Genomic DNA, 24097 nt, shown 5'->3' on the forward strand with positions numbered 1-24097 from the left:
AATGCCCAAGATGAAGACTAACCGGGGGACGGCCAAGCGTTTTAAACGCACCGCCTCAGGCGGGTTCAAGCGCGCCCAGTCGCACAAGAACCATATCCTTACCAAGAAGAGCACCAAGCGCAAGCGTCATTTACGCACGATCGAACAGGTCGCGGACGCTGACGTGGCGATGATTCGTCGCCTGATGCCCTACAGCTAACCCGAGGTAAGGATAAATGCCAAGAGTAAAACGTGGTGTGACCGCCCATGCGCGGCACAAAAAAGTAATCGATCAGGCCAAGGGTTATCGCGGACGCCGTAAAAACGTCTTCCGGGTTGCCGAACAGGCCGTCACCAAGGCCGGCCAGTACGCCTACATCGGCCGCAAACAGCGCAAGCGCCAGTTCCGCGCGCTGTGGATCGCCCGCATCAACGCCGGCGCCCGCGAACACGGCTTGTCCTACAGCCGGTTCATCAACGGGCTGAAAAAGGCCGAGATCGAAATCGATCGCAAGGTGCTGGCCGATCTGGCCGTGTTTGACAAGAGCGCCTTTGCGGCGCTGGCAGAACAAGCCAAGGCCAACTTGTCGAACTAACGCACATGGATGTGCTAATGCCGCGAGGACAGGGATGTCCAGGAGCGGCGAAGCCGTATTGCAAATAAGGGAAGACAAGCCCGGTCCGGCTGGTCTTCCCTTTTTTCATTTCAAGGACGATAAAAAATATTAACCACCAAGACACAAAGACTCGAAGAACAGTTGAATAGAAAAGTAAGGTAGGGTGTGTTCTACGCGCTGAGCCTTTCGGACAGGGACGAGTTACCAGGGGCCTGGTGCCAGGGTTTTGCCGGGACTGATTTTATATCACCCCTCTCTGGCCCTTCGGGCAGGGACGAGGTACGAGTGACGAGGAGGGTTTGCTGGGGCTGATTTTCTATCACCCCTCCCTAACCCTCCCCTTGAAGGGGAGGGAATGATCTTGCTAATCGCGAAGATCGGTTCCCCCTCCCGCAGGGAGGGGGTTAGGGGGAGGGGATAAAAAACAAGCCCTGGCACCCAGTACCTGGTATCTACCTGTAGGGTTATAGGAAAAAGGTTCGAAATACGTTTTCATGGAGGAAAACATGAGCTTTAGGATGCTAGCTAGACGATTGCGAAACAACTCGACTGATGTCGAACGATTGTTGTGGGAATATTTACGTAAGCAGCAGCTAGATGGGTATAAATTTCGCAGACAGGTTGTCATTGAACCCTATATTGTCGACTTTGCCTGTTTTGAGGCAAAACTGATCATCGAACTTGATGGTGGACAGCACCAACTTGAAGAAGAAAAGGATCGAGAAAGAGACGAGTTTCTGAAAAGATGTGGCTATATCGTTCTGCGGTTTTGGAATAACGATGTAATAAACAACATTGAGGGTGTAATCGAAGCAATTCGATTTCATTTGATCACCCCTCCCAGGCCCTTCGGGCAGGGGCGAGGTACGAGGGGCGAGTAACAAGTGTATTGCTGGGGCTGAATTTTATCACCCCTCCTTGGCCCTTCGGGCAGGGACGAGGTACGAGGGGCGAGTAACAAGGTGTATTGCTGGGGCTGAACTTTATCACCCCTCCCTAACCCTCCCCTTGAAGGGGAGGGAATGATCTTGCTAATCGCGAAGATCGGTTCCCCCTCCCGCAGGGAGGGGGTTAGGGGGAGGGGATATTAATAAAACCATCACAAGACAAGATAAGATAGAAATAGAATCCGATGCAGGAACAACTCGAACAACTTATCAAAGATGCCGAACAGGGCATCAATGCGGCCGGGGATCTGCAGGCGCTGGACCAGGTGCGGGTGCAGTATCTGGGCAAGAAGGGCTTGATCACGGATCAAATGAAGTCGCTGGGCAAGCTGCCGCCGGAGGAGAAGCCGAAGGCGGGCCAGGCGATCAATCAGGCCAAGCAGCAGATCCAGCAGGCGATCGAGGCGCGGCGGGAGGCGCTGCAGAACGCGGCGCTGAACGAGAAGCTGGCGAAGGAAAAAGTCGACGTGACCCTGCCGGGGCGCGGTCAGCAGACCGGCGGCCTGCATCCGGTGACATTGACCCTGCAGCGCATCGAGGATCTGTTCGCACAACTGGGTTTTGAGGTGGCCGAGGGGCCGGAAGTGGAAGATGACTTTCACAACTTCGAGGCGCTGAACATTCCCGAATCCCATCCGGCGCGTGCCATGCACGATACCTTCTATTTTGAGGACGGCCGGCTGTTGCGGACCCACACCTCGCCGGTGCAGATCCGCGTCATGCAGCAGAATAAACCGCCGTTGCGGGTGATCGCGCCGGGGCGGGTCTATCGCTGCGATTCAGATCTGACCCACACGCCGATGTTCCATCAGGTGGAAGGCTTGATGGTCGACGAGAATGTCAGCTTTACCGATCTCAAGGCAATTCTGAACGACTTCTTGCACCGCTTCTTCGAGCGCGACGATCTGGCCGTGCGTTTTCGGCCTTCGTATTTCCCGTTTACCGAACCCTCCGCCGAGGCGGATATCGAGTGTGTGATGTGCAGCGGCGAAGGCTGCCGGGTCTGCAGCCACACCGGCTGGCTGGAAGTGCTGGGTTGCGGCATGGTGCATCCGAACGTGTTCAACCATGTCGAGATCGACAACGAAACCTGGACCGGCTTCGCCTTCGGCATGGGCGTGGAGCGGCTGGCGATGTTGCGTTACGGCGTGAACGACCTGCGGCTGTTCTTCGAAAACGACCTGCGGTTTTTGAAGCAATTCAATTAAAAGAGCCTCACCGCAGAGACGCAGAGGGCGCAAAGAAAAAATTATATAAAGTTGGTAGATGACAGTTTGTAGTTGGCAGAATATAAAAGTTCTTAGTTCTTAGTTCTTAGTTCTTAGTTCTTAGTTCTTAGTTCTTAGTTCTTAGGACTATTTGTTGTAGGAGGGGCTTGTAGCCGCGACTTGTTGAATTTCGGCAGGTCGCCGATGGGTCGCTTACGGCGTGTCTCATAGAAACCCTTTGGGTTTCATTATGAGTACCCTACCTATCTCCGATAGGTCAGGGCACCATGCCTACCGCGACAGAGCCCACCCCGCGAGTAAGGCGAGTGTTTTGGGTGGTTGCACTTCCATGTGCTTCAATCGCCTCCCACAGGTCCTTTGGGTATATATCCAAGGATAAACATTGTGATTCGATGGATTCGGGTGTGATACAAAAAATAATTTTCTTCTCTACGCTCTCTACGCTCTCTGCGTCTCTGCGGTAAAAAATGAGATTACATCATGAAATTCAGTGAAAAATGGTTACGCGAGTGGGTTAATCCCGATATCGATACCGAGGCGCTGGCGCATCAGTTGACGATGGCCGGGCTGGAGGTGGATGCGATCGAGCCGGTGGCCGGGGCCTTTGACAAGGTGGTGGTCGGCGAGGTGATCGGGCTGGAACCCCATCCCGATGCGGACAAGCTGCGCGTGGCGACGGTGAATGTCGGTGCGGACGAGCCGCTGCAGATCGTTTGCGGCGCGGCCAATGTGCGCGAGGGCCTCAAGGCGCCGACGGCGCTGGTCGGGGCGAAGCTGCCGGGCGATCTGAAAATCAAAAAATCCAAGCTGCGCGGCGTGCCGTCGCAGGGCATGCTCTGCTCCGAGAAGGAGCTGGGGCTGGCAGACAGTGCCGAGGGGTTGATGGAACTGCCCATTGATGCGCCGGTGGGCGAATCGATTCGCGACTATCTGCAGCTGGACGATGTGACTATCGAACTGGGGCTGACCCCCAACCGCGGCGACTGTCTGAGCGTGGCGGGGATCGCCCGGGAAGTGGGTGTGCTGAACAAACTGGCGGTCGAAGGGCCCGAGCCCGGCGAATGCGCCACGCCGATCAAAGACACATTGAACGTGACGCTGGAAGCCGCCGGGGCCTGTCCGCAATACGCCGGGCGGCTGTTGCGAGGAATTAATCCACAGGCCGGGACGCCCCTGTGGCTGGCCGAGCGGCTGCGTCGCAGCGGCCTGCGCAGCCTGGGCCCGGTGGTGGATGTGACCAACTACGTGCTGCTGGAGCTGGGGCAGCCGATGCATGCCTTCGATCTGGGCAAGCTGCGCGGCGGCATCCAGGTCCGCTATGCCGACGCCGGTGAATCCCTGACTTTGCTGGATGAGCAGACCATTGAGCTGGATAGTGAGACGCTGGTGATTGCCGATGAGACCGCGCCGGTGGCGCTGGCGGGAATCATGGGCGGTGCCGACTCCGCCGTGGGCGAGGGGACGGTCGATATTTTTCTGGAGAGCGCGTACTTCGCGCCGCAGGCTATCGCCGGCAAGGCGCGGGGCTATGGCCTGCATACCGACTCCTCGCACCGCTTCGAGCGGGGGGTGGACCCGCAGCTGCAGGTCCCGGCGCTGGAACGGGCCACGGCGCTGCTGCAGGCCATCTGTGGCGGTGAGGCGGGGCCGGTGGTCCATGTCCAGCAGGCCGATCAATTGCCTGTCAGAGCGCCGGTGAGGCTGCGATATGCCCGAATCGGCCGGATTCTCGGGGCGGACATTGCCGGGGACGCGGTGGTCGATATTCTGACGCGTCTCGGGATGGTGGTCCAGCCGGCCGATAGTGACGAGGATGGCCCTTCGGGCAGTGACGAGGGACGAGGGACGAGGGACGAGGATCGATCACCCCTCCCTGGCCCTTCGGGCAGTGACGAGGGACGAGGGGCGAGGGGCGAGGATCGATCACCCCTCCCTAACCCTCCCCTTGAAGGGGAGGGGATGGAGCGGGGAGCCGATCAGATTATTCCCCCTCCCGCAGGGAGGGGGTTAGGGGGAGGGGATCAAAAAACCTCTTCGGCCGAGATAATCTGGGAGGTGACGCCGCCGTCGTTTCGGTTTGATATCAATCTGGAGGTGGATCTGATTGAGGAGCTGGGGCGGATCCACGGGTATGACAATCTGCCGGCCAGTCGGCCGCGGATTACGCTGGCGATGGGGGAGCGGCCGGAATCCCGTCGGCCGGCGGGGCATTACAAGCGGTTGCTGGTGGATCGGGGCTACCAGGAAGCGATTACCTACAGCTTTGTGGATCCGAAGCTGCAGCAACAGCTCGATCCGCAGGCCGGGGCCCTGCAGCTGGCCAATCCGATCTCGGCCGACATGGCGGCGATGCGCACCTCGCTCTGGCCGGGATTGCTGCAAACTGCGCTATATAACTTGAATCGTCAGCAGGATCGGGTATTATTGTTCGAGCAGGGTCTGAGGTTTGTTTTCCAAGGCGCTGAATTAGAACAGGAACCGGTACTCGCGGGTTTGTTGTCCGGGCCGTTGCAGCCACCGCAGTGGGGCAGCGCCACCCGCCAGGCCGACTTTTACGATTGCAAGGGACACGTTGAGCAGTTGCTGGCACAGACAGGGAACGCCGATCAATTCCGCTTCGACGCCGATGAGACCCACCCGGCGCTGCATCCCGGCCAGGCGGCCGTGATATTGCGCGAGGGCAGGCCGGTCGGGCGTCTGGGTGCGCTGCATCCGGCGTTGCAGCAGTCGCTGGGGCTGGCGCAGCGGGTCTATCTGTTCGAGATTGCCCAGGCCGCGCTGGCCGACCGCCGGCTGCCGGCGTTCGCGCCGCTGTCGAAATACCCGTCTATTCGTCGGGATATTGCCATCGTGCTGGATGAGGTCATATCCGCGCAGAAAGTCAAGGATTGCATCGAAAAAGCGGGCTCCCAGCGCCTGGCAAACATCGAGCTGTTTGATGTCTATGTGGGCGAAGGTATTGATTCTGGAAGAAAAAGTCTGGCTCTGGGCTTGACCTTGCAGGATCTTTCACGCACTCTTAAGGACACAGATGTCGAGAGCGAGATCAGCACGATACTGACGGCGCTGAATCGCGAACTTGGGGCTACACTTAGAGAATAACAATTATGGCGCTGACAAAAGCGGTGATGGCCGAGCGACTGTTCGAAGAGCTGGGGCTGAACAAGCGCGAAGCCAAGGAAATTGTGGAGATGTTTTTCGAGGAAATTCGCAATGCGCTGGAAAACGGCCAGCAGGTGAAGCTCTCCGGCTTCGGCAATTTCGATTTACGTGACAAGAAGCAACGTCCCGGGCGCAACCCCAAGACCGGGGAAGAGATCCCGATAACCGCACGGCGAGTCGTGACTTTCCGACCCGGACAAAAACTGAAGGCCAGAGTCGAAGCATATGCTGGAACCCACCAACAATAACGAACTTCCCCCGATCCCCGGCAAGCGCTACTTCACCATCGGTGAGGTGAGCGAGCTGTGCGCGGTCAAACCGCACGTGCTGCGCTACTGGGAGCAGGAATTCCCCCAGCTCAAGCCGGTCAAGCGCCGCGGCAACCGCCGCTACTATCAGCGTCAGGATGTGATGATGATCCGCGAGATCCGCAGCCTGCTCTACGAACAGGGCTACACCATTGGCGGCGCGCGTCTGCAACTGACCGAAAGCAACAACCAGCCCAAAAAAGGCAGCCGGACCGACAAGGAAACCCTGCGCCAGATGCGCATGGAACTCGAGGAAATCGCCTCGATTCTTTCAAGATAAACCAAAGGGCCGAGTTACGAGGGACGAGTGACGAGGTCCGCCCGATACCGCTTCGCTTTATCGGGCCTACATACTCGTCCCTGCGTCCGGAGGACGCCGGGGAGCGGGCTACGACCGCGACAAACCTTTCCACCCGCACAATCCACGCGCCGAAGGCGCTCCCAACAGTTTACGGGACAGGGTGTTTTTCCTCGTCCCTCGTAACTCGTCCCTTGGCCCTGAGATTGATGTGGTGTATGATTCCCGCCTTCAAACCGTCGGGGCGTAGCGCAGCCTGGTAGCGCATCTGCATGGGGTGCAGAGGGTCGCAGGTTCAAATCCTGCCGTCCCGACCAAATCAGTTTCTAGTCTCTAGGTTCTAGGGGCTAGTATTTCTCTCCCCGCCGTGAGTCGTAGGCCAGGTTGCGCGCAGCGCTACCTGGTGTTTCTGCTCGGTTCAAGGTTGTGTCACGCAGGCTGTCGCCAGCGTGACCTACGCGCTATCCCGCCGTAGGGTGGCATCCTCGTCAAATCTGTTCCTATCTTGTGGATTGCCCGATACCGCTTTGCTTTATCGGGCCTACCTGTTGAAGCTTCACCACGAAGACGCGAAGACACGAAGCTCCTTAATTGAAATTTCAGAATTTATCCTTCGTGTCTTCGTGCCTTCGTGGTTGCAAGGTTTTGATCTTCCTCGTCACTCGTCCCCCGGCCCCCGGCCCTGTCATAAAGTGGCGTTCGGCAAACGCCCGATACCGCTGCGCTTTATCGGGCCTACGCTCAGAACTCAGAACTAAGAACTAAACTCTCAGCACTTTATGATATGCCGTTCGGTCAGCAGGTTGATGACGGCCTGGACCGACTCTTCCAGGGGTTGTTCGCCGGTATCGAGGTGCAGCTCGGGTTTGAGCGGGGCTTCGTAGGGGGAGCTGATGCCGGTGAATTCGGGGATCTTGCCGTCCCGGGCTTTTTGATACAGCCCCTTGGGATCGCGTTTTTCACACACTTCGACCGGCGCATCGCAAAAGATTTCCAGAAAGTCGCCGTGGGGCATCAGATTGCGGGCGATGTTCCGATCCTGGCGCAGGGGGGAGATGAAGGCGGTGAGGACGATGACTCCGGCCTCGATGAACAGTTTGGCCACGTTGCCAATACGGCGAATATTCTCGTGCCGGTCCTCGAGTGAGAAGCTGAGATCGCTGCACAGGCCGTGGCGGACGTTGTCACCGTCGAGCACGAAGCTGTGACAGCCCCGGGCGTAGAGCTCTTTTTCCACGGCATGGGCGAGGGTGGATTTGCCGGAGGCGGAGAGGCCGGTAAACCACAGGACGGCGCTTTTGTGGTGATGCAGGCTTTCGCGCTGTTCGCGATCGATGCTGGCGGCGTGCCAGACGACGTTGTTGTCCTGTGCGGTCATGCGGGTTCCCGGGGTTGAGAGGCCATTGAAATTAAAATAATGCGCGAAGCGCCAATATATAGTAAAATATCCTGCTATTTCAACGGGTTATTCCGGATTTTTCCAATATGAAATTTTTACCGATTTTTCTCGATATCAGGGACAAGCCCTGTCTGGTGGTGGGCGGTGGCGGGATTGCCGCGCGCAAGGTTTTTTTACTGCTGCGTGCCGGCGCCCGGGTCACGGTGGTCGCGCCCGCGTTGTGCCAGGAGCTGGTCGAACGCCAGCAGGCCGGGGATCTCGAACACATTGCCCGTGATTTTGACGATGCGGATATTGATCATCCCTATATTGTGATCGCCGCGACCGATGATGAGGCGGTGAATCGCCGCGTCTCCGAACTGGCCAAGTTGAAGAACATCCCGGTCAACGTGGTGGATGCGCCGGAGTTGTGCAGTTTTACCATGCCTTCGATCATCGATCGCTCGCCGGTCCAGATTGCCATCTCGACCGGTGGCGCGTCACCGGTACTGGCCCGCTTGCTGCGTTCGCGACTGGAAACCGTCATCCCGGCCGCGTACGGGCAACTGGCCACGTTGCTGGAAAGTTATCGGGAAAAGGTCAAACAACGCTTCGGTTCCATTACTGAGATACGCCGTTTCTGGGAGGCGATCCTGGAAGGGCCGGTGGCCGATCGTCTGCTGGCCGGCAAGGAGCAGGAGGCCGAGGCGCTGCTCGAACAGGCAGTCGCCTCGGGCCAGGCACCTTCGCTGGAAGGGGAAGTCTATCTGGTCGGCGCGGGGCCGGGCGATCCGGATCTGCTGACCTTCAAGGCGTTGCGACTGATGCAGCAGGCCGACGTGGTGGTCTACGACCGGCTGGTGTCACAGGGCATTCTGGATATGGTGCGCCGCGATGCGGAGTTTATCTATGCCGGCAAGGAGCGTAACAAGCACACGATTCAACAGGAAGATATCAATACCCTGCTGGCGCGGCTGGCCAAGGAAGGCAAGAAGGTCCTGCGTCTGAAAGGCGGCGATCCGTTTATCTTCGGCCGCGGCGGCGAGGAGATCGAAACCCTGATGAAAGAGGGGGTCAGCTTCCAGGTGGTGCCGGGGATTACCGCCGCCGCCGGGTGTGCCGCCTATGCCGGTATTCCGCTGACCCATCGCGATTATGTTCAGTCCTGTACTTTCGTCACGGGCCATCTCAAGGACGGCAGCATCAACCTCAACTGGGAGAACCTGTCCCGGCCGGGTCAGACACTGGTGTTTTACATGGGCCTGCACGGTCTTCCGGCGATTTGCGAAAACCTGGTCAAGCACGGTCTGGCGGACAGAACCCCGGCCGCCCTGGTGGAAAAAGGCACCAGCCAGGAGCAGAAAGTGCATCTCGGCACCCTGGCGACCTTGCCGGACCTGGTGAAAAACAACGATATCAAACCACCGACCCTGATCATCGTCGGCGAAGTCGTGGCCCTGCATGACAAGCTCAAATGGTTTGATCCGACCGGGCATGAGAATTAAAAAAAAGTTATCAGTTTGCAGTTTGCAGTCATAAATCGTAAGTCGTAAGTCGTAAGTCGCCAAGAGGCTCGTTGACAACGATAGATACCGAATTAAAAATCTGCCAACTGCCAACTGCCAACTGCCAACTGCCAACTGCCAACTGCCAACTGCCAACTGCCAACTGCCAACTGCCAACTGCCAACTGCTAATCATCCATGACTATTCCACGTTACACGAGCGCGCCGCATAAGAATCGTCAGGATCTGCGTAATCTGCGGCGTATAGTGCCGTATTTGTGGGAGTATCGGGGTCGGGTGCTGGTTGCGTTGCTGAGTCTGGTGCTGGCCAAGGTGGCGACGGTGGGGATCCCGGTTCTGCTCAAGGAGATCGTCGATACCCTGGATACGGAGGAGGGGCAGGCGCTGGTATTGCCCATTGTGCTGTTTCTGGCGTATGGCGCATTACGTCTGGGCAGTTCGTTTTTTAATGAGATGCGCGACGCGGTCTTCGCCCGGGTGCGCTACGGCGCCATGCGCAAGCTGTCGCTTCAGGTTCTGAAGCATCTGCATCAGCTCTCCCTGCGTTTTCATCTGGATCGTCGCACCGGGAATATTACCCGGGACCTGGAGCGGGGCGCCCAGAGTGTCAGTTCGATCATGAACTACATGGTCTTTAATATCCTGCCGACCCTGGCCGAGTTTTTGATGGTGGCAGTCATTCTACTGGGTCAGTACGACATCAAGTTTACCATTGTGACATTTCTAACCGTGGGTCTGTATGTCGGCTATACCCTGCTGGTCAGCGAATGGCGTATGAATTTTCGCCATCGCATGAACACCATGGATTCGCAGGCCAATGGCCAGGCGATCGACAGCCTGCTGAACTACGAGACGGTCAAGTACTTTAATAACGAACAGTTCGAAGTGCAGCGGTATCACGATACCCTCAACGAATGGGAAGCGGCGGCGGTCAAGAGCCAGACCTCCATGTCGTTACTCAATTTCGGTCAGGGCGCGATCATCGCCGTTGGCCTGACCATGATTATGATTTACGCCGGTCACGGCGTGGTCGATGGCGAGATGAGTCTGGGTGATCTGGTGCTGGTCAATACCCTGATGTTGCAGATGTTCATGCCGTTGGGCACCCTGGGGATCATCTACCGGATGCTCAAATACACGCTGGCGGATATGGATCTGGTGCTCAAGCTGTTGCAACGCGAAGAGGAGATCCAGGACGCCCCGGATGCCCGGCCCTTGCAGGTCACGCGTGGCAGGGTCGAGTTTGAACACGTCGGATTTGCCTATAATGAAGACCGGCCAATTCTCAAGGACATCACCTTCTCGATAGAGCCGGGACGCAAGGTCGCGGTGGTGGGGCCCTCCGGGGCCGGCAAATCGACCCTGGCCCGACTGCTGTTCCGGTTTTACGATGTCTCCTCCGGGCGGATCGTGATCGATGATCAGGATATTCGTCAGGTTACCCAGCAGAGCCTGCGTGCCGCCATCGGCATTGTCCCGCAGGACACGGTGCTGTTTAACGAGAGTATTTTCTACAATATCCAGTACGCCCGCCCCGACGCCAGCCGGGAAGAGGTGGAACAGGCGGCGCGCCATGCCCATATCCATGATTTCATCGTCAATCTTCCCCAGGGCTATGACACCATCGTGGGCGAGCGGGGACTGAAACTCTCCGGGGGCGAGAAACAGCGCGTGGCGATTGCGCGGGTGATTTTGAAGAACCCGGTGATTCTGGTGTTTGACGAGGCCACCTCGTCGCTGGACAGTCAGTCGGAGCAGGCGATCCTCGCGGCACTGCGGGAAGTGGCGGAACAGCATACGACGCTGGTGGTGGCACATCGCCTCTCGACCATTGTCGACGCGGATGAAATTCTGGTCATGGAAGCGGGCCAGATTCTTGAGCGGGGAACCCATGCCACGCTGCTGGCACGCGACGGTCTGTACAGTCACATGTGGGCGCTGCAGCAAAAAGAGCAGCATGAGCTGTTACAGTCCGGGCCGCCGCCACGGGACGTCTGATAACCACCAGGTCGGCAGGGGAATTGGGCGGCTGTGTCACGGCGCGATTCGCGCTATAATCGGCCTCGAACATCCGTGAGGTGAGCCATGCAACAAGATATGAAGAGGGCGATTGAATCCGCTGCCGAGTCAAGCTGCGGCGGCGCCGAGCCCTATGCCCTGCAGGTGGTGGACGACAGCATGGAACCCGAGTTCCGGCGTCGTTGTATCATCCTGGTCGATCCGACCGGCGTCGCCCGCGACGGCAGTTACGTCATTGCCCTGATCGAAAACGGCTATATTTTTCGTCAGCTGGTTCTGGAAAACGAACAGTACTATCTGCAGCCGCTCAATGAAGAGTATATGCACGAGAAACGCCCGATCGAACTCAAGGCCATCCAGGGCGTGGTCGTCCAGCAGTCCGGCCCCCACGGCCGCCGCAAGGACCGCAAGCGGTACGATGACTAGCCAGATTGTTGGGAATTAACGCGGAGGACGCGGAGGCGCAGAGGCGCGGAGAAAATCATTTTTATCTTGTTACCAGGTTGATTGCTTGATCTCCGGTTAAAAGCCCGCCTGTTCCATAATTACAAGTTATAGCAATATCTTCTTCGGGATTTCGCGCCTTCGTGATTAACGATAATTTTATTCCTCCGCGTCTCCGCGCCTCCGCGTCCTCTGCGTTTTTAATCGGATTCTAAAAAAAAGATTATTTCTTGCTCAGTTGTTCCGGGCTAAGTTTGGGGGTGAAGAAGTCGATGACGGTGTCTTCGTCCACTTCGTTGCCGTTGTTGTCGTAGAAGGGCTGTTCGTAGTCGCTCCAGCCGCGCAGGCCGGTTTTGAGTGAGACCACGTTTTTGTAGCCGAGTTTTTGCATAACTTCGGCGGCGAAGATGCTGCGGTTGCCGGAGCGGCAGACGACCACGACATCCCGATCGCGGGCCTCGACCAGTTCGGGGACGGTGTCCTCGTAGTCGTATTCGCAGGCGGTCTCGAGTATGCCGCGGGGGACATTGATCGAGCCGGGGATGTGCATGGTGTCGTATTCGTAGGGCTCGCGCACATCCACGATCAGGGTGTCGGGGTTTTCCTGCAGATGCTCTTCCAGATCCCAGGGGAAAAGTTCATCGACATGTTTGGCGCTCTCGGCGAGCAGTTCGGTAAATTTTTTCATCGTTACAGCCTGTCCAATAAATTAAATGTAGTTTGTCAGAGATATAAACCAGGTGAATCCCTGAATCCGTCGAATGCTTTGAGAAGACCGGGCAAGTAAAACCGATCGGCCTGTGCCTTCGTTGTTGCTGTCTTCAGGGCTTTTGATGTCATCGCGGATTACAGATCGGTCTCGAATAACCGCCGGTGATCGACGAGCGGGAGTGTTATTCCGGGGTGGCGCGAGACAGGCCGTATTCGACGGCCATGACCGCGGCCTCAACCCGGGAGTGAACATCCAGTTTGCGCAGGATGGCCTTGACGTGCAGTTTGACCGTCCCGTCGGAGATCCCCAGGTTGCGGGCGATGGCCTTGTTGCTCTGGCCTTCGGCCAGCAGGCCGAGGATTTCCGTCTCCCGCGGAGTCAGTTCGTCAAACGGGCTGGTACTGGCGCCTTCCTCGTCACTGTGACTGCCCTGGACGGCCTTGGCCAGTATCGGGGCGAGATCGGGGGCCACCACGGTCTTGCCGTTGTTGACGATATCGCGCAGGGCCAGAACCAGATCATCGGGCTCCATGTCCTTGAGCAGATAACCCTGCGCCCCTTCACGCAGGGATTCGAGCAGATCCCCTTCATCGCTGCTGGTGGTGAGCATGACAATCGGCAGATTCTCGTCATTCTCCCGCAATACCTTGAGGACGCTCAGCCCATCGATGCCCGGCATGCGCATATCCAGCAGGACCACATCGGGTTTGAGTTCCTCGACCAGTCGCAGGCAGTCCTGGCCGGAACCGACCGAGGCGACGATTTCGATGCCCCGGCTGGCCAGCAGGCCTTCCAGACCCACGCGAAACAGGGTGTGATCATCAATTAACAGAACGCGCAGACTCATACTCAACCCTGTAGTTGTAGCGGTACTTCAACGGTCTGGACTTCGGGATAACGGAAACGCAGCAAGACCCGGGTGCCCTCGTTGGGTTCGCTTTCAATGCGGACAGTGCCGCCGATGCGTTTGGCCCGTTCGTCCATAATGCTCAGACCGAGATGATCGCCGGAGGTACGATCGGAGGACGGCAGGATATTCATGCCGACGCCGTCATCTTCGATGAGGATGTTGCAGTCACCGTTGACATCACTGCGCATAATAACACGGACGGTATGGGCCTGGCTGTGTTTGCGGATATTGTTGAGCGCTTCCTGGATAATGCGCAATGCCTGCACTTCCACGCTGGCCGGGAGGTAGAGCACATTCCACTCCTTTTGCAGGTAGATGGAGATATCGCACTGGTTGCGGAAACGCTCCACCAGGTGTTCAACGGCCGGCACCAGGCCGCGCTTGTCGATCGGCGCGCGGAAGTGGGTGATCAGTTCGCGCAATTCGGCATAGGCTTCGTCGATATTGTTTTCGATCTTTTCCAGCTCGTACCAGATCGAGGGTTCTTCGCCCTGGCGGATGGTTTCATCCAGGACGCGGATCTGGAAGCGCAGGCTGGCCAGGGTCTGGGCCAGGGAGTCGTGCAGCTCATGGGCGAGCCGGGTACGCTCTTCCATGATCGACAGACGTTGCGCCTCGTCTTCGGAGCGGGCCTTGTCGATCGCCATCCCCAGGTGTCGGCCGATGCTGGTGAGCAGATCTTCGATATCCTCGGGCTCGGCGAAGTCCTCCTGGCTGACAAACAGGTTGTAGACCCCGAGAGTCTTGCCCCGGTACTGGAGGGGGACGACGATCATGCCGACGTCTTCGCTATCAAAGAAGTTGCGGCCGATGATCTTGTTGCATTTTTGCAGGTCGGTCTGGAACAGCACCTTGCCTTCGGTGAAGGAGCTGCCGCACAGACATTCTTCCGAGGGGATAAACTGTTCGCGTTTGACCAGATCCTCATCCAGTCCGATGCTGGAGACCAGTCGCATCTGGTTGTTGTCGTCCGTCAGTCGCACGACGGCGGCGCGGGCATTGACCACATCTTTGAGGGTGTGCAGAAACCGGGTCAGCAGATCATCGAGATCCCGGGAGATGTTAATACTGGCCGCGACATCATAGATGATTTCCAGCGAGTGAGTTTTGCGCTCAATATGCTTGGTCTGTTTGCGGACCTGGCTTTGCATGTCCAGCGAGAGGACTTCCAGCTCATCGGCCAGGGTGTTGAAGTCACCGAACAGCCCCTTGAAGTCGTTGGGCACCTCCCCCGGCAGCCGGGCGGCGAGATTGCCCTGGCGCAGTTGTGCGGTCCAGTGGCGTAACTGGGTCAGGGGGGTGAGCAGGGTCCGCTGCACCAGCCTGATGAGAAGCGCGATGAATCCCAGACCGCCCACCAGCAGGGCCAGGGTGATGATCACCAGAGTGGAGCCGGCATGGTTGACGTACAACAGCCAGGTGCTGGCGATGCCCAGGATGATGAGGACCGCACCAATGCCGAAAATCGCGCCGCACAGGCGACTGCGCCAGATGCCCTCGCGCGGGGGCAGGGCAGTGGCGTCAGCGCCGGACGTTTCACTGTCACCGGCCGGTTCAGTATGACCTGTAGGCGGATCGATCATCGACATAGTATACGGCAGACCCCGATAGCAAGGCTATGTGCAGGCGGATAAGCCTCTTGACGAGGCGATTTAACTGCTTGAATTAAAAGTAATGCGAGCTGCCACTGCCTTCCTGGGGCGGGACATACTCGGGATCGTTGGGGTTCAGGAAAATAAAATTGAACTCGCCCGATTCCAGCTCGACAAAGTCCAGGGTGGCGCCCTGCAGCAGTTCCACGCTGTCCGGCGGCACCATCACCGTAACGCCTTCGGAGGTATAGCTGATGTCATTCTCATCCTGCTGATCGGCGAATCCCATGGCGTACTGTATCGAGCCGGCGTCATCGCGTTTGGCGGCGATACGGATGGGCATGCCTTCCATCTGGTTCTGCTTGGCCGATTGCTTGATTTGTTCAGCGGCTTTGGGCGTCACCGTAATCATAAGAGAACTCCTTCATTTCGATTGTCTGACAGTGATTCACAGACCGGATGGTCAAATATCCCAGTCATTTAGTCAATTATACATCAATTCCGTTCTGGCGGGTGTGGCGGACAAAGTCGATAAAGCGCCGCGCCCAATGGTGACGCGCGGTATCGCGCTGGTGCGCGTAACAGGCCAGCAGGTTTTTGTGGATCAGCCCGTCATGGGCCCCGTCGATGCCGGTGCCGCGCACGACCTCGTAGGCGAAGCGCTGGGGCCGGCTCAGGTTCTCGAGGCTCGAATAGTGAAACTCGTGGGCGGGGAATTCGCCCCGGGGCGCGGCGGAGGCGTCCGGCCAGGGGCTGTCGTCGGTCTCGCGCAGACGGACATAACCGCGTCCCTGGGGGCGATCATGCATGACCACATCGGCGGGAATGACCCCGACCATGGGCGCGCTCTCCTCTTGCCAGCGGATCTGACGACACAGATACATCAGGCCGCCACACTCGGCATAGGCGGGGAGGCCCCCCTCGATGGCGTTGTAGATGGCCTCGCGCAGCGGCCGATTGGCGGCCAGCGCGCTCAGACAGGATTCGGGAAAACCCCCACCGATAAACAGGCCATCGATCGCCGGTAACCGGTCGTCGCGCAGGGTATCGATGGGCACCAGCTCGGCGCCGGCCTGCTCCAGGGCCTCGAGGTCCCCGGGATAGTAAAAGCCGAAGGCCTCGTCCCGGGCGATGCCGAGGCGGATATCCGGCGGCTGGACCGGTTCCGGGCCCGTCAGCGGCTCGCTCGCGGGCAGGGCCGGGGCCTGGCCGGCAAGGCTCTGGAGCCGCGCCAGATCCACCTGCCGGGCAATCAGCTGGCCGATGGCTTCGATTTTGTCGGCGGCTTCGGCATTTTCATTGCTGGGAATCAGCCCCAGATGGCGTTCGGTAATGGCCAGGCGCGCATCATGATAGACGGCGCCGACCACGGGCAGGTGGGTGTAATGTTCGATGACGGCGCGCAGTTTGGCTTCGTGGCGGCTGCCACGGATCTGGTTGAGGATCACCCCGGCAATATTGACCTGGGGATCAAACGCCTGATATCCGAGGATCAGCGGGGCGATCCCCCGGGTCATGCCCTGCACGTCAATGACCAGAATGACCGGGGTTTCGGTCAGGCGGGCCAGGGCGGCATTGCTGTTGCTGCCCTCGATATCCAGTCCGTCATACAGCCCCTTGTTGGCCTCGATCAGCGCCAGATCGCTCGCCCCGGCCTGCTGTTGCAGGGTCTGCAGGATCTCGTCCCGGGACATGGTGTAAAAATCGAGATTATGACAGGGCCGCCCGGCCGCCTGACCCAGCCACATGGGATCGATATAGTCCGGCCCCTTCTTAAACGGCCGGACATCGAGCCCCTGCTGCCGAAACGCCGCGCACAGCCCGATCGACAGGGTGGTTTTCCCCGAGGATTTATGGGCGGCGGAAATGAGCAGGCGGTTCATGACAGGACGGGGCCTTTGAAAGGAATCAGCATATCACGCGCATGTTGTCCCGAAACGAATGCGAGTGAAAAGCGAGGAGTGCTTTAGTATCTAAGAATTCTGGAGGCAATCGGAGGAGTCCTCGTACCTCGTCACTCGCCCCTCGTACCTGCCTGATTTTACCAGCGTCCTGTGTACAGGACGCTGGTGATTAAAATCAGGCGGAGTGGTGGGGATCAACATCCTCATCGGCCAGACTGGTGGGCAAGAAACGCAGGATCTTGACCGCCAGGGCGACCATGATCAGAGCCACGGCCATGCCACCCAGTCCCAGCAGCACTTCCCACATACTGGGCGTGTATTGCGCGACCTGGCCGTCAAAGAAGCTGCTTTCGATTACTTCCTTGCCCGGGAAGATTTCCAGCGGGTAGGCCTGGCCGCCGATGATCAGCACATACAGCTGAATCAGGCCGCCGATGATGACCAGTACGGCACCCAAACCGACCAGGCTGCGCTTCTTGCCCCAGCTGGGGTGATAGAACAGCAGCAGCGGAAGCAGACTGCCGAGCACGATCTGGCCGATCCAGAACAGCTGGGTGTAGATGCCGCCATCGCGCAGGATGAAGGCTTCGATGCCGTGATGCTCGGTCGCGTAAAGGTTGGTCAGATGGTAGGCCAGTACAAAGTAGAGCACCGCAGCGACGAACACGCCCAGCAGATTCTTCAGGCGCTGGAAGAGGGCGTCGCCCAGCGGGCGGCCGGTCCAGCGGTAGGAGGCCATCAGTACCAGCAAAAAGATCGCCAGACCGAAGGAGAAGGACATGATAATGAACATCGGCGCCATGATGGCGGCGTCAAAGGCATCCCGGGCCACAAGGAAGCCGAAAATCGAGCCGGTACCGGTGGTCAGGATCAGGCGCCAGAGGAATGCGGCGATCCCGACCGGTTTGCTGTACTTGTTCATGCTCTGCTGCATCATCATCCACAAATAGACGGCAACGATGACGAAGAAGCCGTTATACAGAATGATGTTCCAGGCAAAGATCGATTTGAAGTTATAGTAGGTCATGGCCACGATCAGGCGATCAGGGCGTCCCAGATCAAGCACCAGGATCATCAGACCACCGGCAAGCAGGGCGATGGCCAGCAGTCCGGAGAGCCTGGCCAGCGGCTTGTAGGCCGTTTTGTTGAATACCGAGGATATCGAGGCCACATTGAGTGCCCCCGAGGCCGCGACGATCAGAAAGATCGCGAAGATATGCGGCGTGCCCCATACGATGGCGTTGTTCATGCCGGTTACGTAATGGCCATGATGTTCCATGACATACCAGGCACCCAGTGCGACCAGAATGATGGCGCCAAGGATGCCGAGGAGGGCAAGGTAGCCGAAGCTCCGGCCTTCAATTTCCATGAACTGTGCTTTTTTCATTTCGACTGACAACCTGCTTTGTAGATTTTGTTATAGACCCCGGTAGCGAACGCCGGTGTTCAGACCCAGATCGGCGCGTAACTGCTCACCACCATATTGCTTGAGCTGCCGTGAGATTTCGCTGTTGGGATCCTTCAGATCGCCAAAGTACATGGCGTTGTGATTGTCGGCATTGCAGGCCTCGACACAGGCAGGCGTGCCGTCTTCGTCGACACGATGGACACACATGGTGCAGGACTCAACGGTACCTTTACCACGCGGCGCCACGACTTTCTGATCTTCCAGATCCTCGTGGATAAAAGAACGCGCCTTGTAGGGACAGGCCATCATGCAGTAGCGGCAACCGATACAGGTATGCTTGTCGACCAGCACAATTCCATCAGCCCGTTTCATCGAGGCGCCGGTGGGGCAGACATCGACACAGGGCGGATTTTCGCAATGCTGGCACATCAGGGGCAGTGACTGGACATGGCCGGTCTGTTTGTCCTTGACGGTGACCTTGCGAATCCACTGGGCCTTCTGGTGAGGATTGGAATGTTCCTCGCTGTTGTTGATCTCGCCCCAGCCGTTTTCATTCATGCAGGCGGTGACGCAGCTGTCACAACCTTTTGCGCACTTGTCGGTATCGATCAGGATACCCCAGCGCTTCTCACTGGTCGCAGCCTGTTCCGCCGGGCGGGCATGCACCTGGCGCAGGAAAACCCCGGGTGCGATCGCCATGCCGGCCGCGGCGGCCGCTTTACTGAAAAAGTGCCGGCGCGACAGGTCCGCGTTATATGTTTTATTGGTCATTATTCCTGGTCTCCTTCAGTCAATACCTTCAAGGTTTCGACGGAGAGTTTGTTCCCTTTCAGAGCCATTTTGCCGTGATGCGGATTATTGCCGACATTGAAGCTGTGCCGGTAATCCGTATCTTCCGGTGTATCCCGGTGGCAGCTAAAGCAGTCGACGCTGACCGAGGCATAGTTGTGGCAAGTGCTGCAAAAATGCTCGTCTTCACCGAAGCTGGCAAATTGGCCGTCTTCATCCGGGGTGACGTGGCAGTTGATACATTCCGCCAGGCTGAACTTGTCGGTCCGGATGCCTTCACGCAGTGTATCGTCGCGCTTGTGCATCAGCTCATCCATATGGTTTTTACGCATATATTCGACCGGCGCAACGCAACCATATTCCTCAGTCGCCTTTTCTTTGGCTTTGGGAATTTCAGGCGCAGGCGCATCACCTGCCAGCACAGTAAAGGGCAGGGCGAGAAGCCCTGCCATTATTGTTGTTTGTATCAACTGTCGTAGTGACACCGTTACTACCTCTATTCGTTGTTATTCACCCATTGCCATATCGATGTAGCCGGTCGGGCAAACATCGGCGCAGATGTGGCACCCGATACAGCGTGAGTAATCGGTGGCAACATAACGGCCCATGGTGTGCTGGTTTTTCGGCACACGATAGACAGCGTCCTGCGGGCAGTAGATAACACAGTTATCACACTCGAAGCACATGCCACAGCTCATGCAGCGATCGGCTTCTTCACGGGCCTGCTCTTCGGAGAGTCCCTTCACACGTTCCTGGAAGTGACCCAGTACATCGTCGGATGAAGGCACATCTTCATGGCGTTTGAGACGCGGCGTGTAGTGGAAATGACCCAGGAACAGTTCATCCGCGGGGATGATTTCATGCGCCGAACGGTCTTCATAGTTATGCACGGCCCATTCCGCGGCGGCGGTGCCCCATTCTGATTCATGGGTATAATCATTGGGTTCCAGTCCGGCTTCACGCAGCTTGTTGAGCAGGTTGAAGTGGTGCTTGTCGACCTTCGGACGCTTGCCCAGGTTTTCCGCTTTCAGGTAGTGGTCGATGCTGTCAACCGCGATGGAAGCCTGGCCGATGGCGGTGGTCAGCAGATGCGGACGCACGATATCGCCGGCGACAAAGTGTCCCGGTTTGCCAGGAACCTGGTAGTGCTGATCGGCGTCGATGAAGCCGCGTTCGTTACCCAGCTCTTCAAAGCCTTCCAGCTTGCCGCCCTGACCGATGGCCGAGACCAGCAGATCCAGTTCGATATCGTATTCAGAACCTTCGACCGGGGTCTTGCCGTCATCTTCCAGCTTCTGTACCCGCAGCGCCTTGGCACGGCCCTTGTCGTCGAGAATCACTTCCATCGGGTTAACGCGGTCGACAATATCGACACCTTCACGCAGGGCATCGTTAACTTCGTGCTCGGCGGCGGCCATGTCCTTGACCGGTGAACGGGACAGCAGCATGACCTGTGCACCCTGACGGGTGGCGGAAGAGGCCACGTCGTGAGCGGTATGGCCCAGAACGATGTTTTCCGGGCGATCTTTTTCGTTGATTTCGCTGATGTGACCCAGACGACGGGCAACGGAGGCCACGTCGATAGAGGTATCACCACCACCGACTACCACGACTTTTTCGGAAACCAGTTGCAGACGACCGTCGTTAAAGGCTTCGAGGAAGTCGACACCGGTCAGCACATTCTGCGCATTGTCGGCGCCGGGGATCGGCAGTTTGCGGCCGGTCCAGGTGCCCACGGCCCAGAGAATGGCGTCGTAGTCTTTTTCCAGCTGCTCGACGGTCACATCCTTGCCAACCCAGGTGTTGAGTTTGACATCGACACCCATTTCGGTGATGCGATCGATTTCGCCGTCCAGTACATCCCGCGGGGTACGATAGCCCGGGATACCGTATTTCATCATGCCGCCCAGGGTGGCGTGGTTATCGAAAACGGTTGCGCCATAGCCCTTGCGACGCAGCTGGAATGCCGCTGCAAGGCCGGCCGGGCCGCCACCAACGATGGCGACTTTCTTGCCGTTATCTTCGCCAACTTCGAACTTGTACTTGTTGGAGAGGCCAGTGTCGCCGATGAAGTGCTCGACGGAGTTGATGCCGACGTAGTCTTCAACTTCATTACGGTTACAGCCGTCCTGGCACGGCGCGGGGCAAACCCGGCCCATGACGGAAGGGAACGGGTTGGCGTTGGTCAAACGGCGGAATGCATATTCCTGCCAGTCCATATCTTCGGGGGGCTTCTCGATACCGCGGGCGATATCCAGCCAGCCACGAATGTCTTCACCTGACGGACAGCTTCCCTGACAGGGGGGCGTACGATGTACGTAAGTCGGACATTTGTGTGAAGTATCTTCTTTGAAGATCTTGTCCGACCAGGAAGCCCAGTCCTCATTGGTTTCACCATCCTTGTATAGACGGAAGGTTAACTTGGTGTTCATATCGTCTTGGGAAGTCGCCATGCCTGTTCTCCTATGCGATGTCGGTTATTACCGTCAAATCGTAAAAAAATTAAGCTTCTGCTTCAGCGTTACTCTCAGTATCGTCACTCGGCGCATCACTAAGAATGAGTGCCTCGCTGACGAGCTGATGAACACTGACAATGTCAGTCATACCGAACCCGTAGTAGGGTAGGACCTTGGTAAATTGGCTTTTGCAAATCGCGCAGATCGCCGCCACGTTGGTCACGCCGTTGTCTTCCACGACGCGCTTGTAGGCTTCCATACGCGGCTGGGCGCCTTTGACGCGGAGCTCCATAAGATCGTCGGTCAACAGGCCGCCGCCGCCACCACAGCAGAAAGTGGCTTCGCCGATGGCGTCGGCGGGCATGTCGACAAAGTTATTGCAGGCAGCCCGAATGATCGCGCGGGGAATATCGAACTGACCCCCGGCTTTGTCACCCATGCGCGAGGCGCGCGCCACGTTACAGGAATCGTGGAAGGTGAGGGTCATGTGATCGTTTTCGGACTTGTCGAATTTCAGCTTGTCCTTCTGGATCAAATCATAGGTGAATTCGCAGATGTGCTGCGGCACCGGATAGTTGGGATCCAGAAAGTCGAAGGGTCCGGCCAGGGTATTCAGGAAGCTGTAGGCAACACGCCAGGCATGGCCGCATTCACCGAATACGATGCGTTTGACGCCCAGATCCTCGGCGGCCTTGCGAATACGTAATGACAGATTACGCATGTTTTCATAACTGCCGATAAACATACCGAAGTTGGCCGCCTCGGAAGCGTAGGAGCTCATGGTCCAGCTCACTCCGGCTTCATGGAAGACCTTGGCATAACCGATCAGGCCGTCCACATGCGGTTCGGCAAAAAAGTCGGCGGAGGGGGTGACCAGCAGGATTTCCGCGCCTTTTTGATCCAGCGGGAACTTGACCGGGACACCGGTATCTTCCTCAACTTCTTCTTCGAGGCCTTCCAGCGTATCGGCCAGAGCCGGCTCCGGCAGACCCAGGTTGTTACCCACCGTCGCGGCCTTGCCGATAATTTCATTACAGTATTTTTGTCCGACCCCGATGGTATCCATGATTTCACGGGCAGCCATGGAGATTTCGGCGGTGTCGATGCCGTAGGGGCAGTATACCGAACAGCGCCGACACTGGGAGCACTGATGGAAATAGCTGTACCAGTCGTCGAGGACATCCTTGGTCAGGTCTTTCGCGCCGACCAGTTTGGGGAAGTACTTCCCGGCAAATGTGCGGTAACGGCGGTAAACCTGACGCAGCAGATCCTGACGCGCCACCGGCATGTTTTTCGGATCGCTGGTGCCAAGATAATAGTGACACTTGTCGGTGCAGGCACCGCATTTGACGCAGGAATCCAGATAGACCTGGAGGGAACGGTAGCGTCCTCTCAGATCATCGAGTTTTTCCAGTGCTTTTTCTTCCCAGTTATCCACCAGCTCGCCGGGAAAGCCCAGGGCTTCCTGGAACTGGACCTTGGCCACATACGGCTTGCTGTGTTCCATTACCCCTTCTTTGAGCTTGGGGATAATCGGGTATTCACGCAGTTCTGGTGTTTCGAAGTCTGCCACGTCAGTAATCCTCTAGCGACTTTCCAGTGTATTTACTTTTCGAGATCAGCGGCCCACGGCGCCAGATGGCGTTTTTCCCGCGGATTATCGACCTGGTTACGGCTCGGGCTGAAGAAAACGCCCGGTGCGTGCAACAGCTTGCTGATCGGGAAAATGATCATCAGCAGGGCAACCAGTGTCAGATGAGTGAGCAATAAAAGGTCACTCGGCAGCGGTTCAATGCTGAAACGTAGCAGGCCCAGGAAAAAGCCTTTCACCATGACAATGTCGGTATGGGTGACAAAGGTCATGAGCATGCCGCTGATACCGATGACAATCAGCAACAGCAGCATTAGATAGTCGGACGGTGCGGAGATGTAACGCACGCGATCCACAAAGATGCGCCGGGCAAACAGGCCGAGCAGGCCGACGACCATGGCGTAAGAGGCATATTTGCCAAACGGTTGAATCAGATCAACCCAGAACCAGGTTTCAGCCTGGAAGTAGCGCAGATGGCGCAGTAAAACGAGCAGTAAACCTAAATGGAACAACCAACCGAACAGCCAGGTCCACTTGGTTGCCTTGAACAAACTTGTGAATAGCACAACCTCTTGTACCATTCGCAAGACAACACCGGTGCGGTTTACGGGGGCCGGTGTCGTGGGAATCTTTAATGGTGCCGGTGTACGCGCATACAAGGCAATCTTGCGCACCAAACCAACAACCAGAAGCAGGGTTGCCGCATAAAATAGTATTGCGTAAGTCACGGACAGCGCCGACATGCTACTGTTCCCTCTACGTTATCTCGTTGTAATTATCGATTTACATCAGGTTAATGGAACAGAGGGGAGTAAAGCTCCCCTCGAAT

Annotated in this window: 22 protein-coding genes and 1 tRNA gene; 11 read left to right on the forward strand and 12 right to left on the reverse strand. The window is 57.5% G+C overall.

The annotated features are described in order from the left end of the window. The first annotated feature begins 1 nt into the window (after position 1). The 8 genes from rpmI (at position 2) to EDC23_RS05385 (ending at position 6857) form a co-directional block, all read left to right on the forward strand. Positions 2–199, forward strand: a complete 198-nt coding sequence (gene rpmI / locus EDC23_RS05350; RefSeq protein ID WP_134081918.1) for a 50S ribosomal protein L35 — start codon at positions 2–4, stop codon at positions 197–199. Between the two features lie 16 nt (positions 200–215). Further along, positions 216–575, forward strand: a complete 360-nt coding sequence (rplT, locus tag EDC23_RS05355; protein WP_134081920.1) for a 50S ribosomal protein L20 — start codon at positions 216–218, stop codon at positions 573–575. Between the two features lie 527 nt (positions 576–1102). Then, complete coding sequence (locus EDC23_RS05360; RefSeq protein WP_208321288.1) at positions 1103–1477, forward strand: endonuclease domain-containing protein; 375 nt, start codon at positions 1103–1105, stop codon at positions 1475–1477. Positions 1478–1728: 251 nt separating this feature from the next. Continuing rightward, positions 1729–2751 carry a phenylalanine--tRNA ligase subunit alpha gene (gene pheS / locus EDC23_RS05365; RefSeq protein ID WP_134081924.1) on the forward strand — a complete coding sequence of 341 codons (1023 nt, stop codon included), beginning with the start codon at positions 1729–1731 and terminating at the stop codon, positions 2749–2751. Positions 2752–3252: 501 nt separating this feature from the next. Further along, positions 3253–5874, forward strand: a complete 2622-nt coding sequence (gene pheT / locus EDC23_RS05370; RefSeq protein ID WP_134081926.1) for a phenylalanine--tRNA ligase subunit beta — start codon at positions 3253–3255, stop codon at positions 5872–5874. Between the two features lie 2 nt (positions 5875–5876). Then, positions 5877–6182 carry an integration host factor subunit alpha gene (ihfA, locus tag EDC23_RS05375; protein ID WP_134081929.1) on the forward strand — a complete coding sequence of 102 codons (306 nt, stop codon included), beginning with the start codon at positions 5877–5879 and terminating at the stop codon, positions 6180–6182. Then, the gene (locus tag EDC23_RS05380) at positions 6160–6522 is read left to right on the forward strand and encodes a MerR family transcriptional regulator (RefSeq protein ID WP_134081931.1); all 363 of its coding nucleotides are present in this window, start codon (positions 6160–6162) and stop codon (positions 6520–6522) included. Before ihfA ends, EDC23_RS05380 begins: the two co-directional genes overlap by 23 nt. Before the next feature lie 258 nt (positions 6523–6780). Next, positions 6781–6857 (forward strand) — tRNA-Pro (locus EDC23_RS05385). Between the two features lie 452 nt (positions 6858–7309). Here EDC23_RS05385 and cysC read toward each other — a convergent pair. After that, positions 7310–7918, reverse strand: a complete 609-nt coding sequence (gene cysC, locus EDC23_RS05390) for an adenylyl-sulfate kinase (protein WP_134081933.1) — start codon at positions 7916–7918, stop codon at positions 7310–7312. Between the two features lie 107 nt (positions 7919–8025). Between cysC and cysG the strand changes: the two genes are divergently transcribed. From cysG to EDC23_RS05405, 3 genes are all read left to right on the forward strand, one after another. Then, positions 8026–9423, forward strand: a complete 1398-nt coding sequence (cysG, locus tag EDC23_RS05395; RefSeq protein WP_134081935.1) for a siroheme synthase CysG — start codon at positions 8026–8028, stop codon at positions 9421–9423. 197 nt (positions 9424–9620) lie between these two features. Continuing rightward, positions 9621–11441 carry an ABCB family ABC transporter ATP-binding protein/permease gene (locus EDC23_RS05400; protein WP_134081937.1) on the forward strand — a complete coding sequence of 607 codons (1821 nt, stop codon included), beginning with the start codon at positions 9621–9623 and terminating at the stop codon, positions 11439–11441. Between the two features lie 87 nt (positions 11442–11528). Further along, complete coding sequence (locus tag EDC23_RS05405) at positions 11529–11888, forward strand: S24 family peptidase (RefSeq protein ID WP_134081939.1); 360 nt, start codon at positions 11529–11531, stop codon at positions 11886–11888. Positions 11889–12129: 241 nt separating this feature from the next. Here the strand turns inward: EDC23_RS05405 and EDC23_RS05410 are convergent, their stop codons facing one another. The 11 genes from EDC23_RS05410 to EDC23_RS05460 all read right to left on the reverse strand — a co-directional run bounded on the left by EDC23_RS05410 (position 12130) and on the right by EDC23_RS05460 (position 24011). Next, positions 12130–12594: a rhodanese-like domain-containing protein gene (locus tag EDC23_RS05410; RefSeq protein WP_134081941.1), complete on the reverse strand. Its 465-nt coding sequence runs from the start codon at positions 12592–12594 to the stop codon at positions 12130–12132. 205 nt (positions 12595–12799) lie between these two features. Next, complete coding sequence (locus EDC23_RS05415) at positions 12800–13465, reverse strand: response regulator (RefSeq protein ID WP_134081943.1); 666 nt, start codon at positions 13463–13465, stop codon at positions 12800–12802. Between the two features lie 2 nt (positions 13466–13467). Continuing rightward, a complete protein-coding gene (locus EDC23_RS05420) occupies positions 13468–15117 on the reverse strand; it encodes a histidine kinase (protein ID WP_134081945.1) in 1650 nt (549 codons plus the stop codon). Positions 15118–15193: 76 nt separating this feature from the next. Further along, positions 15194–15532, reverse strand: a complete 339-nt coding sequence (locus tag EDC23_RS05425) for a HesB/IscA family protein (protein ID WP_134081947.1) — start codon at positions 15530–15532, stop codon at positions 15194–15196. Positions 15533–15608: 76 nt separating this feature from the next. Beyond that, positions 15609–17003 carry a cobyrinate a,c-diamide synthase gene (locus tag EDC23_RS05430; protein WP_134081949.1) on the reverse strand — a complete coding sequence of 465 codons (1395 nt, stop codon included), beginning with the start codon at positions 17001–17003 and terminating at the stop codon, positions 15609–15611. Positions 17004–17199: 196 nt separating this feature from the next. Beyond that, a complete protein-coding gene (gene nrfD / locus EDC23_RS05435; protein ID WP_134081951.1) occupies positions 17200–18411 on the reverse strand; it encodes an NrfD/PsrC family molybdoenzyme membrane anchor subunit in 1212 nt (403 codons plus the stop codon). A gap of 30 nt (positions 18412–18441) precedes the next feature. Further along, on the reverse strand, positions 18442–19203 hold the full coding sequence (gene dsrO, locus EDC23_RS05440) for a sulfate reduction electron transfer complex DsrMKJOP subunit DsrO (protein WP_134081953.1): 762 nt from the start codon (positions 19201–19203) through the stop codon (positions 18442–18444). Beyond that, a complete protein-coding gene (locus tag EDC23_RS05445; protein WP_134081956.1) occupies positions 19203–19706 on the reverse strand; it encodes a hypothetical protein in 504 nt (167 codons plus the stop codon). Before EDC23_RS05445 ends, dsrO begins: the two co-directional genes overlap by 1 nt. A gap of 21 nt (positions 19707–19727) precedes the next feature. Further along, entirely contained in the window at positions 19728–21674 is a 1947-nt protein-coding gene (locus EDC23_RS05450) for an NAD(P)-binding protein (protein ID WP_134081958.1), read from the reverse strand. A gap of 49 nt (positions 21675–21723) precedes the next feature. Beyond that, positions 21724–23250, reverse strand: a complete 1527-nt coding sequence (gene dsrK, locus EDC23_RS05455) for a sulfate reduction electron transfer complex DsrMKJOP subunit DsrK (RefSeq protein WP_208321289.1) — start codon at positions 23248–23250, stop codon at positions 21724–21726. A gap of 32 nt (positions 23251–23282) precedes the next feature. Beyond that, a complete protein-coding gene (locus tag EDC23_RS05460) occupies positions 23283–24011 on the reverse strand; it encodes a respiratory nitrate reductase subunit gamma (protein ID WP_208321290.1) in 729 nt (242 codons plus the stop codon). Between the last annotated feature and the right edge of the window lie 86 nt (positions 24012–24097).

The sequence above is a fragment of the Thiohalophilus thiocyanatoxydans genome, assembly GCF_004366735.1.
Classification (GTDB): domain Bacteria; phylum Pseudomonadota; class Gammaproteobacteria; order UBA6429; family Thiohalophilaceae; genus Thiohalophilus; species Thiohalophilus thiocyanatoxydans.

Bases quoted from the DNA above. Each gene is read 5' to 3' on its own strand.
- dsrO (WP_134081953.1), bottom strand. From the start codon at position 19,203: ATGACCAATAAAACATATAACGCGGACCTGTCGCGCCGGCACTTTTTC.
- cysG (WP_134081935.1), top strand. From the start codon at position 8,026: ATGAAATTTTTACCGATTTTTCTCGATATCAGGGACAAGCCCTGTCTG.
- pheS (WP_134081924.1), top strand. From the start codon at position 1,729: ATGCAGGAACAACTCGAACAACTTATCAAAGATGCCGAACAGGGCATC.
- rplT (WP_134081920.1), top strand. From the start codon at position 216: ATGCCAAGAGTAAAACGTGGTGTGACCGCCCATGCGCGGCACAAAAAA.
- cysC (WP_134081933.1), bottom strand. From the start codon at position 7,918: ATGACCGCACAGGACAACAACGTCGTCTGGCACGCCGCCAGCATCGAT.
- EDC23_RS05410 (WP_134081941.1), bottom strand. From the start codon at position 12,594: ATGAAAAAATTTACCGAACTGCTCGCCGAGAGCGCCAAACATGTCGAT.
- nrfD (WP_134081951.1), bottom strand. From the start codon at position 18,411: ATGAAAAAAGCACAGTTCATGGAAATTGAAGGCCGGAGCTTCGGCTAC.
- EDC23_RS05360 (WP_208321288.1), top strand. From the start codon at position 1,103: ATGAGCTTTAGGATGCTAGCTAGACGATTGCGAAACAACTCGACTGAT.
- EDC23_RS05425 (WP_134081947.1), bottom strand. From the start codon at position 15,532: ATGATTACGGTGACGCCCAAAGCCGCTGAACAAATCAAGCAATCGGCC.
- EDC23_RS05420 (WP_134081945.1), bottom strand. From the start codon at position 15,117: ATGTCGATGATCGATCCGCCTACAGGTCATACTGAACCGGCCGGTGAC.
- EDC23_RS05430 (WP_134081949.1), bottom strand. From the start codon at position 17,003: ATGAACCGCCTGCTCATTTCCGCCGCCCATAAATCCTCGGGGAAAACC.
- rpmI (WP_134081918.1), top strand. From the start codon at position 2: ATGCCCAAGATGAAGACTAACCGGGGGACGGCCAAGCGTTTTAAACGC.
- EDC23_RS05400 (WP_134081937.1), top strand. From the start codon at position 9,621: ATGACTATTCCACGTTACACGAGCGCGCCGCATAAGAATCGTCAGGAT.
- EDC23_RS05415 (WP_134081943.1), bottom strand. From the start codon at position 13,465: ATGAGTCTGCGCGTTCTGTTAATTGATGATCACACCCTGTTTCGCGTG.
- EDC23_RS05450 (WP_134081958.1), bottom strand. From the start codon at position 21,674: ATGGCGACTTCCCAAGACGATATGAACACCAAGTTAACCTTCCGTCTA.
- EDC23_RS05405 (WP_134081939.1), top strand. From the start codon at position 11,529: ATGCAACAAGATATGAAGAGGGCGATTGAATCCGCTGCCGAGTCAAGC.
- pheT (WP_134081926.1), top strand. From the start codon at position 3,253: ATGAAATTCAGTGAAAAATGGTTACGCGAGTGGGTTAATCCCGATATC.
- EDC23_RS05380 (WP_134081931.1), top strand. From the start codon at position 6,160: ATGCTGGAACCCACCAACAATAACGAACTTCCCCCGATCCCCGGCAAG.
- EDC23_RS05460 (WP_208321290.1), bottom strand. From the start codon at position 24,011: ATGTCGGCGCTGTCCGTGACTTACGCAATACTATTTTATGCGGCAACC.